Origin of the sequence: uncultured Chryseobacterium sp. (assembly GCF_913776365.1) — a bacterium.
Lineage (GTDB): Bacteria > Bacteroidota > Bacteroidia > Flavobacteriales > Weeksellaceae > Chryseobacterium.
This window is the reverse complement of sequence record NZ_CAJYMO010000193.1, coordinates 1-10347: the sequence shown is the minus strand read 5'-3', so window position 1 is coordinate 10347 and position 10347 is coordinate 1. Positions and strand designations below refer to the sequence as shown.

Genomic DNA, 10347 nt, shown 5'->3' with positions numbered 1-10347 from the left:
GCCGGTCAGTCAGGCGAAGATATTTCTTTGTCATGAACTCTGATTTTGTGGTGAAATACAAAGTTCCGACTGACCGACTTATTTTACAAATTATTTCTAAATTTCTTTTTAAACAAGCTCTTATTTTGAATAGGCCGGAAGCATAGGATTGCTGAGAACCGAACATCTTCTCACTTCAATAGCTGTGGTGGCCGTATTGTTGGTAATGTCCGTATCGCTAATCTGGCTGGAAGAGACATTGGATACCATCCTGAAATTACGGTTGTTGCCTATTCCTTTTTTATAATATTTCCCGGTAACGGTAACGATTCCTGAAGATCTGGCAGTAAGTCCCACAGTACCGCTTATATTATTGGATGTAAATCCTGAGGGCGGAATGTTGGAATTTGTAAATCCTGTAGTGGAAACACTGCTGACTGAAAATTTGGAAGTATCGAGGACATTATTGTTCTCGTCCGTTATTTTACCGGTAAAATCAATGCTGTTCAGTGCGGCATCGGTGTCATTGCTGACTTCTACTTTAAAGGTAATATTGCTGGTATTGTCGTTACAGGTGAAATAGCTGTCCGAACGGCTGTCCACCCTGAGGTTCCCCGGAGTGGTAAGGATGATATTCCTGATTTCCTGGAAATTAAACCCTCCTCCCGTAGAAGCGGCGAATCCCAGTTTCAGATTGGTGGGAATAGGATAAGTGGCCGAACTTAAAGTATAGGAAAGCACCTGGGTAAATGTTGTCTGGTTTTCTTTCCGCCATTTGATGGTGACTACATAATCATTCCCCGGCTTTGTAACAATCACCTGAACCCTTCTGTAAAAAATATTGTCTGCAGGCCTGGTTGCCGTAATCGTATTATAATCAATTTCGTTTCTTTGCCGGATGTTGTCTACCGTTCCGCTGCGGTCACCCAAAGGTGCACTGGCTAAGTACACATTTGAACTCGTGTAGGTATTGCTGGTTGGCCCTCTCAGAACAAAAGCATTGGGAAGCATTCCGGAGGTCAGGGTAGTTGCGGGGGCTGATCCGTTCCTGTTTTCACCGTTATTGGCATAGTTTCCATAGGCATCAAGCCCGATGCCCAGATAGCCGCCGGACAAACCGGTGGTATTGGCGGGATTGCTGTACGTAGCGTAGCCCAGCGAACCTCCGTAGCCGCCCAGTTTGAAATTGGCATCCGTTACCGTGGCATCGAAAAGATAAACGGTAAATCCGTCTGCACCATGATATCCGTCGTCAACATTTCGCCAGTCCTTGTATTCAAAATCGGCAATTACGCCCAGTGTGGTAGGAAAGCTCTGAAGGACATACATATAGCCTTTCTGGTTGGCCTTTGCCTCTGTAAGCCTGAGCCATCCCGCGCCGTTAGGATCTGCCCCGGTGGCAGCGGTAAGATAGGCGTTGTCTCCTACCTTTATACCCGTCATGTCTCTTGTTGTCAAGGGATTAGTGATGGTGAATTGTGCGGAAAGAGGGAGCGGTGACAGAAGGGATGCTGCTGTAAATAGTCCCAATACATACTTGTGAATTTTCATGCCTGAATTTTTTATTTTACCACAAATACGATGTTCATAAAGCTGGCATCCGTTGCATTATTGCTTACCGTGTAATTCATCAGTCCGTTGGCATCAATACTTACATTGGTGAAGGTATTGGTATCATAATAAGTAATATAATACTCAAGGTCCCCTTTCCCTAGCACAGGAATCTTACCGAAAGCCCCTGTACTGGATACCATCGGAGAATTGAACTGGTTGTAATACAGCTGATAAAGATCTTTGGTTTTGGCGCCCAGTGTAGTGGTGTCGAACAGGATGGAAGGCATGTAGAAAAATTTGGGAATTCTCAGGCCTACCCATTTTGAAATGGTTCCGTTATAAAAATAAAATCCCGGCGTGGTAATATTGGACGTCTTTGTTGTAGGAGTGGTGGGTACTGCCGTAACATACACTACCGTAGAGTTCTGGGCCGTGTCATAAAGGTTGTCCCTTGAAGCCAGCTCCGTACCGGTTATGCGTACGGTCAGGAAACCATCAGGGGAGGTAACCGTGGATTTGTTCAGGTCCAGCGTGGATTTCGGGGCATTAGTATTAATACCTACTTGTCCACTTAGGTGTGAAATAATGGCAATTGATAAAGTAGAAATAAGTTTTTTCATATTAACTTTTTTTTGCAAAAATATAAAAATTAGCAAACAAACCTTTGCAACGGGATCGTATTTTTATATGACTATAATCATAAAAACCAATCGGTTCCGGATTTTCATATCATAAAAATGTGATAAGGCAAACATGTGGTGAATTATTATGTGCAGGGCTTTTCCAGTGTGGGCGGGGCTTTGTTATCATTACTTGTGATGATTTTCCTGATGGTCCGGTTATTTTGTCAATCCAACTTTATTCAGCCGGAAATTCATCTTATTTTTTGTGTCCTGAATCATACCGGCCGGGCGTAACCGGTGAAAGATATCAATCGGACGAAATCAGTGAAAGAATAAACCCGGACAAAACATGGCTGTATTTCGTTCATAAAAATGTAATCTGCGGTCTTATATCTTAAAATACCGGTAGTATTGCCTTAATGGCCAGTTCACATGCCATCCTTATTTTCGCGTCACAACAAACAGACATGAAAAAACTACTGCTTTCCGCCATGATGCTGGCTGCCATTACGGCGTGCAAAGATGAGGTCATCATCGATGAGAACAACCAGGATATCAATTACTCCAAGCTGCCGCAGGAATTCCCTTTTTCCACGCTGGCCACCCTCAATAATGTGGCCGTAATCAACGGAGGTTTCGGCTCCGGTGCAGCAGCGCACCCTACAAGAAAAGGAGAGTTCTATGTCATTACGGACCGGGGACCCAATACGGATTACCTGAATGGAAAGAAGTTTCTGGCTCCTTCCTTCACCCCTTCCATTATGCATTTCAAGATCAATGCCGGAGGAAATATTGAAGTCATCAGATACATAAAGCTTAAAAATCCGTCAGGACAACCCATTACCGGCCTTCCGAATCCTGCGGGAATGGGAAGTACGGGTGAAACAGCCTATGATGCTAACGGTAATATATTGGGGACGGATGCTTACGGTCTGGACAGCGAAAGCATTGTGGCTGCAGCAGATGGTACCTTCTGGGTATCCGACGAGTATGGCCCGCACATCGTTCATTACAACGCAGACGGAGTGGAAATGGAAAGGATCAGCCCGATCGGCGTAAATACGGGGACCCGCAAATTGCCGGCAGTTCTTGCCAAGAGAAGGCCTAACAGGGGAATGGAAGGGCTGTGCATCACACCGGACGGAAAAACCCTGGTAGGAACCATCCAGTCGACGATGTATGTACCGAATAAGAATTCGGCTACCAATAAAACGCTTACGCGAATCGTTACTTTCGATATTGCTTCCGGACAAACCAGACAGTTCCTTTATCAGCAGGACGGCGGCGCTTCCGATTCCGTATGTGATATCACTGCGCTCAGCAATACGGAATTCCTGGTTATTGAAAGAGACGGAAACTTCGGTTCACAGGGAGGGATCAAAAAGGTGTACCGGATCAATATTTCAGGCGCATCGAATGTCAACGGATCTGACCTGAGTGCCGCTGACGGGATGATGATCAACGGGAAAGCCCTAGAACAGTGCACCTGGAGTGAAATTTCCGCTGCTGGGATACAGGCCGTTTCCAAAACACTCGCTGTCGACCTGGTTGCAAAATTAGGATACGAGCATGACAAATTTGAGGGGATGGTCTATCTCGGAAATAATAAACTTGCTGTTTTTAATGATGATGATTTCGGGATCGTAGATGATGGAAACGGAAACCCGAAGGCGAAAATTCTTCCCAAAACCGGAAAAGTGGATAAAGGAACGATGTATATTGTGGACATTCCATAAAAGTTTTTCCTTATATTTCTCAAGTCTTCCGGATACGGGAGGCTTTTTTTTTACCTGTCTATGATCACCATCGTACAGGTGTCCGGCTTCTGCATGAGACAGTTTAGTCAGAAATTTATTCCCTGTACAGGGACCCATTCCTTTTCCAGACTAATATTCCCGGTACTTTCCTTAAAATGGCTGCATTTACTATCATTTATCTCTAATCACAGGTGAATTAAATTGAATATAATTTATTAATTAGTGTTTTGTTTTGTGTTTTATTCATCATTGTGTTATTTAATTTATCAAATCGTTATTGATTTAGCGAATCGGTTAAATTTATAATATGTATCGAAAAAAGGGCTCCGGGATGGTTTTAAGGATTAGATTTGCTGTAATCAATCAATTAAATCAAAAATAGTTATGGAAAATATCTATGCCCTGCATCCGGAAACAGAGATTTATCGTATATCACTGTATCATCATGAACTGAAAACGGATAAACAATTGATTATGTCTTCATCCAAGGATACTTTTTTGCATCTTATTACAGCTGAAATCGAGGAATCTTATGGAATTATCATTCCGGATAATATTACGGAAAAAAAGATGATCTTTCCACTGTCAAGCTTGTTTGCAGGAATATATCAGAAAAAACTGTATGTCTATTTTCAGTCAGGAAGAGCAGTGAATTACAAGGCACACTACTTCTTCTTTAATATTAAAGTCAGATAATTGGCATATTCCGGCCACAAGGCGGGGTATATGGTAAATAAAAAAACCACCGGATTCCGGTGGTTTATGAAGTTTCTAAGATTGGAAGGCCTCGATAATCCTGGAGAAGTCTTCCAGTTTCAGGGCGGCACCGCCAATCAGTCCGCCGTCAATGTCAGGCTGTGAAAAGATTTCTTTTGCGTTGTCCGGTTTTACGGAACCACCGTACAGGATGGAAATTTCATCTGCTACCTCCTGTCCGTATTTTGCGGCAATGGTATTTCTGATATGGGCATGGATTTCCTGAGCCTGTTCAGGGGTTGCCGTTTCTCCTGTTCCAATGGCCCAAACCGGTTCGTAAGCAATCACTACTTTTTTAATTTCCTCTGCAGAAAGCGTGAAAAGGGCTACTTCCGTCTGGTTTTTCACCACTTCGAAATGTTCGCCTGCCTTTCTCTGGTCCAGGGTCTCTCCATTACAGTATACGGGGATCAGGCCTTTGTCCAGGGCCAGCTTTATTTTTCTGTTGCAGTGGGAATCGGTTTCACCATGATACTGTCTTCTCTCGGAATGCCCGATCAGGGAACCGGAAGCATCGATGGATTCCAGCATCTCAGCGGAGATCTCACCGGTATAAGCGCCGCTTTCATGTTCGCTCATATCCTGTGAAAATACACCGATCTCATCCTTTTCAAAAATATCTTTGGCCATCATCAGGTATAAAGCAGGAGGTGCGATCCAGACCTCACAGTTTGTAGCATGGTTATTTTTGTAACTCAGCAACTGTACCATCAGCTGTTGGGCATCAATAACATTCTTGTTCATTTTCCAGTTGCCGGCAACTATTTTTCTTCTCATAAATTTTTATTTTAGGGTTCAGGTAGTATATGACTACCTGTTTATATTTCAGTTGTATTACTATTCCAGAGGTTTTTCAGTAATGTATAAAAGGTATGCTCCTCATCAGTTACCACATGATCGGCTTTGATCAGTGTTTTGGCAAACTGGATGAAGTTCGAGCGCTCTTCTTCTGTGGAATCTTCATAGAAACAGCGCGCATGAAACTCAAAATGATCTTTCCATTCTTCCGGCTGAAGCGTAGCAATGGCATCCAGCTCGTTGTCAAGGTTCATTTTGAAAGGAAATTCATCAGCTAGGTACTGCTGCACAATCATACCTTCTTCGGGGGCAAATTCCCCGTCTACGGAAGAAAGGATCATCAGCAAATGGTAACCGGCAATCGGCTTGTTGGATTTCTGCATTGATATAGTTTAAGGTTTAATGTTCAGGATTTATTATTTAAAAATTCAAAATTCAAAATTGAATGTCTGCTGGTCAGCGCTTCAGTTTTTTTTATCGTTACTGCATATTGTGGCGATGGTCAGTTCCTGTGGATGAATGGTCAGTTAACCTCAGGCCGGAAATTGACTCGCGCAGCAAAATTTATCAATTACCAGCGCCGTACAATTTCCCGCTTTGCTATTCCACATAGTCTTTCGCCGGCTGCTTGTCCACGATTTTACCGTTTTGCAGCACCAGGACAAAAGGGTTGCTTCTGGCGATGGTTTTGATGGCCGTTCCGTCCATCATCATATTTTTAATCGTTTTGAAGGTATTAGGATCCGTGGAAACCCCATAGACCGGATTGGCACCCTGGCTTTTCACTTTGGCCTCCACCTTTTTCAGCAATTCCGGCGAAACTTCTTTCGGATGATAGGAAAATACCAGAATGGCCTTTGGGGCCCTCAGGATTTCTTCCGTAACTTCCGTTCCCATAGGATCTTCGATCTTGAATTTTACGATTTCAGACCTGTAGCCTTCTTTTACCAGAACAGATTCGTTCTTTCCTTCCTCAATCTTCCATGGAGAACCTTCTGCCCAGTATTTTGTTTCTTTAATATAATCATCCTGGTTCACCTTCAGTACTTCCCCTGTTTTCTGATTTTTCAGGGAATAGAAAGTCTTGTATTCCGAAGGATTTTTGCTGATTTTTTCTTTCTCCGCCTTAAGATCGGTTCCTGTTTTATAATCCCTGAAATCTATCACCGGTTCGTGCATGATCCCATAAGCTCCCACAACCACCATGGCTGCTGCAAAAATCCCCAGAAGAATATAGCTGAAAGTGTTGCCTGTGTCTTTCTTTGCACTGCTGTACGTATACGCATCTTTTTTCCTGAAGTCTTTGCGGTACAGGATAAACACAATGATCAGACCTGCCAGCAATACGACATCTTTGATAAAGCTTTGCCAGGGCGTGAATTTAATAGCATCCCCGAAACATCCGCAGTCGGTCACCACATTGTAATAGGCTGAATAAAACGTCAGGAACCCGAAAAATACACACAGGGCGATCAATGCCGAAAGGGTGAATTTTAGTTTTAATTTGATCAGGAGCATAAATCCGAGGAGCAGCTCCAGTACCACAACGATGACCGACAGCGGCAAAGCAAATTTCTCAAAAAAAGGCATATTGAAAACAGGAGGCGAGAAGTATTCTTCCATCTTGAAAGAAAACCCTACCAGGTCGACCGCTTTCACAAAACCTGAAAGAATGAAAATAACGGCGATAACGAAACGTAGCAAACCTTTGATCATATTTAAACAGTTTTAGAATCAGCTTGTTTTTCTTTTAAACTTAATCAGGCAGAAAACGGCATAGTTCAGCATATCGAAATAATTGGCATCCAGGCCTTCAGACACCAGTGTAGCACCCTGGTTGTCTTCAATCTGCTTTGTCCTTAGTACTTTCTGGTAAATGAGATCGGTGATGGAGGAAATTCTCATATCCCTCCAGGCTTCGCCGTAGTCATGGTTTTTTCTTTCCATCAGGTTCTGTGCCTCAGCTGCATAATGGTCATACAATGCCAGGATGTCTTCCCTGTTTTCATTAAAATCATTGGAAAAGCCTTTTTCCAGCTGAATCAGTGCAATAATGGAGTAATTGATGATGGCAATGAATTCTCCTTCTTCGCTTTCCTCCACCATTTTCTTCCCGGTGATCTGTATCGTGCGGATCCTGTTGACTTTGATGTAAATCTGATCCGTAATTGAACTTGGACGTAATACCCGCCATGCTGCCCCGTAATCCTGTAATTTCTTGCCGAAAAGCTCACGGCATGCACCGATTACTTCCCCGAACTGTACTGATGTGTCTGACATAAATTTTCTTAATCTTTCAAATATACGAATTCGGTTTCAGGTAGCAGAAAAGAGGGGGGAGTTTTTTGGACTAAACGGGAGACAGAAAGCCGGAACTTCGTATTTTTGCGGTATGCAAAATCATCTGTCTACCCCTGAAAACGATTCTCTCAACTGCAACGGGAGGCTCATCAATCTGTCCTCACCGAAAATCATGGGCATCCTGAACCTTACTCCGGATTCTTTCTCCGACGGCGGGAAATTCAACAATGAAAAGCAGGCGCTGCAGCATGCGGAACAGATGCTGAAGGAAGGAGCGGAAATCATTGATATCGGCCCCCAGTCTACCAGACCCGGTGCAGAATTCCTGAAGGCGGAAGAAGAGATCAGAAGAACGGGAAAAATCATTTCCCTCATGAAAAAAGAATTTCCGGAGGCCCTGGTTTCGCTGGATACTTTCTATGCACAAACGGTAAGTTTCGGCTATAACGAAGGGATCGACCTCATCAACGATATATCGGGCGGGCAGTACGATCCCGAAATGTTTGATACGGTGGCCCGGACCCGGCTTCCCTACATCCTGATGCATGTGAATCCGGGTTACGAAAGCATGCATGACAAAACCGTTTTTGATGATATCACGCTTGCTGTCAACCTTTATTTTTCGGAGAAAACAGCGGAGCTTTTGGAAAAAGGAGTCCATGACATTATCCTTGATCCCGGTTTCGGTTTCGGGAAAACCGTGGAAGACCAGATGAAAATGATGGATGAGGTACAATACCTCGGCTTCAGAAAATTTCCGCTGCTGATCGGTATTTCCCGTAAATCTTTCATCTATAAGCCACTCGGGAAATCACCATATGATATCAATGAAGAAACCCAGAAGTTCCATCTGAAAGTCCTGCGGCAGGGCGCGAAAATTCTGCGGGTACATGATGTCGCCGAAGCAAAGAAAACGGTGGAAGGGTTTTTAAAGGAGTGATGAGTTATAAGTGATGAGTGATGGATGATAAGTGATGAATAATCGGTTGCGGGTTATCATTTTTCTTACATGTTTTAATTTAAGATGGATTCGATAATGTTTGACTTATAATCAGACAGTTATTGAATCGGGATGTAATACTCAGGTCAGTGCAACATGACTTTACACAGAACTCCTTTTTAACCAGAGTGGAAACCGTTTTATCTGAATATGAACACTTTTGATCTCTTACTGACAAAAGAGTCTTCCGGCATCCGGCTCCGGCCTCCTCATGCAGGTTTTACTCCGATTTTTATGTTAATTCTTAAAAATCATCGGAAATAAAACCTCTACCGGTAATCTTAATGTTCAATTTATAAATCATAACTTATAACTCATCACTCATCACTCGGAGTTAGTTCAGATCCGCCAGCCTGTCTGCAAATTGCTTTGAGAATTCCTTCCGGTCTTCTTCCAGCTGCTCCGGTGTGGAAGGAAGGATATAATTAAACAGGATTTTGTCTTCCTTATCCAGGAAAATAATCTCCTTTTCGTTCCCATCGATCATCTGGGCAAAGATTTCCCACATGGAAGTATCTCTCAGCTTGAGAAGCTCAAAAAAAGGGGCTGCTTTTATTTCGGTTTTCTGCATGATATTGTATTGGTATTATTATTAAACTTATATCGGATGGATTGGATTTAAAACTCCAGCAGCTTCAGTTTGAACTGCAGGGCAAAGTTCTGCATAAAATTCGGAGTGGTATAGTAGCCGACCCTGTAAAAAAGGCCGAGATTGAAATAAGAGGACAGGAAGTTGTTCCATTCCAGCCCGACTTCCTGGTACAGGTGGTTCAACGGGCGGAATTTAAACTGATGGTATTCCGGGTGTTTCATATTTCCGATGGTTCCCCTCAGGACGAAATCGAAGCTGGAGATATTCTTTCCGAAGCTTTTGAAATAATACGGGAGCTTATGGGTGAAATAGTAGGCCACGAACCGGTCATTGTAATATTTTCCGCCTTCCAGGGTGGCAAAGCCCAGGAAGGAAGTCAGGTTGAAATTAAAGTCCCTTTGCGGCGATGCCAGTCCGTTCATGGTGAAATTCTTCCAGATCGGGGCATCCCCTAAAACGGCACCTCCGTAAAGCCTGAATCCCGTAGTTCCCAGCATCGTTTTGAAGTTGTGGACGAAAAGCGCATCGAAACGGGTGTAGTTGAAATCGCCGCCGAGCACTTTATAGCTCTGTTCGTAATTGACATACAACTCAGGGTATTTCTGGTCGATCAGCGATTTTCCCTGCGGTGTCATGATGTTGGTAGAATTCGGTGAGAACTTCAGGGTAAAAAGGGTATTGAAATTATCGAATCCTGCACCGCGGTTCCGGAAAGAATAATCGAATTGGGCTTCTTCATAATTCCTCCGGGCAGCAAACGCCAGGGTAAGGCCATTGGTAACGTCATTCAGATAGGAAACGGAGGCACTTTTGAAGCGGTAGTACCGGTCGTTCTGGATATTGTTTCCATAGTTGGCCATCCGCATCTTGAAATTCCAAAGCCTTCTGTAAAATTCCCCGGAAGCGGTGACATCCTCAGTGTAATCTATCCTGAAAAAGGAATTTTTATCCAGCGTTGTTTTGATATCCAGTCCGACACCGTATTTC

General features: G+C 43.5%; 9 protein-coding genes and 1 pseudogene. 2 read left to right on the top strand and 8 right to left on the bottom strand.

Annotated features, from left to right (window positions below):
* Positions 1-120: 120 nt before the first annotated feature.
* Together QZ735_RS09835 and QZ735_RS09830 are read right to left on the bottom strand one after the other, a co-directional pair.
* Entirely contained in the window at positions 121-1530 is a 1410-nt protein-coding gene (locus tag QZ735_RS09835) for a hypothetical protein (RefSeq protein ID WP_294247561.1), read from the bottom strand.
* Positions 1531-1541: 11 nt separating this feature from the next.
* Positions 1542-2153, bottom strand: coding sequence for a hypothetical protein (locus QZ735_RS09830; RefSeq protein ID WP_294247559.1), 612 nt, complete (start codon positions 2151-2153; stop codon positions 1542-1544).
* Between the two features lie 470 nt (positions 2154-2623).
* On the opposite strand from QZ735_RS09830, the gene QZ735_RS09825 reads away from it, so the two are divergent.
* A complete protein-coding gene (locus QZ735_RS09825; RefSeq protein ID WP_294247556.1) occupies positions 2624-3892 on the top strand; it encodes an esterase-like activity of phytase family protein in 1269 nt (422 codons plus the stop codon).
* A 792-nt stretch (positions 3893-4684) separates the two neighbouring features.
* Here the strand turns inward: QZ735_RS09825 and tpiA are convergent.
* The 4 genes from tpiA to QZ735_RS09805 all read right to left on the bottom strand — a co-directional run bounded on the left by tpiA (position 4685) and on the right by QZ735_RS09805 (position 7747).
* Positions 4685-5446 (bottom strand): triose-phosphate isomerase, encoded by a 762-nt coding sequence (gene tpiA, locus QZ735_RS09820; protein WP_294247552.1) that lies wholly within the window; start codon positions 5444-5446, stop codon positions 4685-4687.
* A 41-nt stretch (positions 5447-5487) separates the two neighbouring features.
* Complete coding sequence (locus tag QZ735_RS09815; RefSeq protein WP_294247550.1) at positions 5488-5850, bottom strand: TerB family tellurite resistance protein; 363 nt, start codon at positions 5848-5850, stop codon at positions 5488-5490.
* A 217-nt stretch (positions 5851-6067) separates the two neighbouring features.
* Positions 6068-7183: a BT_3928 family protein gene (locus QZ735_RS09810; RefSeq protein ID WP_294247547.1), complete on the bottom strand. Its 1116-nt coding sequence runs from the start codon at positions 7181-7183 to the stop codon at positions 6068-6070.
* Between the two features lie 18 nt (positions 7184-7201).
* Positions 7202-7747, bottom strand: a complete 546-nt coding sequence (locus QZ735_RS09805) for a DUF1599 domain-containing protein (protein ID WP_294247545.1) — start codon at positions 7745-7747, stop codon at positions 7202-7204.
* 112 nt (positions 7748-7859) lie between these two features.
* Between QZ735_RS09805 and folP the strand changes: the two genes are divergently transcribed.
* Positions 7860-8708, top strand: coding sequence for a dihydropteroate synthase (gene folP, locus QZ735_RS09800; protein WP_294247543.1), 849 nt, complete (start codon positions 7860-7862; stop codon positions 8706-8708).
* 394 nt (positions 8709-9102) lie between these two features.
* Here folP and QZ735_RS09795 read toward each other — a convergent pair whose 3' ends face one another.
* Complete coding sequence (locus QZ735_RS09795; protein WP_294247541.1) at positions 9103-9339, bottom strand: hypothetical protein; 237 nt, start codon at positions 9337-9339, stop codon at positions 9103-9105.
* 47 nt (positions 9340-9386) lie between these two features.
* Positions 9387-10347: pseudogene (locus QZ735_RS09790) on the bottom strand (hypothetical protein); the annotation flags it as partial.

Coding starts and splice junctions, on each gene's coding strand:
- QZ735_RS09835 (WP_294247561.1), bottom strand. CDS start 1,530: ATGAAAATTCACAAGTATGTATTGGGACTATTTACAGCAGCATCCCTT.
- QZ735_RS09830 (WP_294247559.1), bottom strand. CDS start 2,153: ATGAAAAAACTTATTTCTACTTTATCAATTGCCATTATTTCACACCTA.
- QZ735_RS09825 (WP_294247556.1), top strand. CDS start 2,624: ATGAAAAAACTACTGCTTTCCGCCATGATGCTGGCTGCCATTACGGCG.
- tpiA (WP_294247552.1), bottom strand. CDS start 5,446: ATGAGAAGAAAAATAGTTGCCGGCAACTGGAAAATGAACAAGAATGTT.
- QZ735_RS09815 (WP_294247550.1), bottom strand. CDS start 5,850: ATGCAGAAATCCAACAAGCCGATTGCCGGTTACCATTTGCTGATGATC.
- QZ735_RS09810 (WP_294247547.1), bottom strand. CDS start 7,183: ATGATCAAAGGTTTGCTACGTTTCGTTATCGCCGTTATTTTCATTCTT.
- QZ735_RS09805 (WP_294247545.1), bottom strand. CDS start 7,747: ATGTCAGACACATCAGTACAGTTCGGGGAAGTAATCGGTGCATGCCGT.
- folP (WP_294247543.1), top strand. CDS start 7,860: ATGCAAAATCATCTGTCTACCCCTGAAAACGATTCTCTCAACTGCAAC.
- QZ735_RS09795 (WP_294247541.1), bottom strand. CDS start 9,339: ATGCAGAAAACCGAAATAAAAGCAGCCCCTTTTTTTGAGCTTCTCAAG.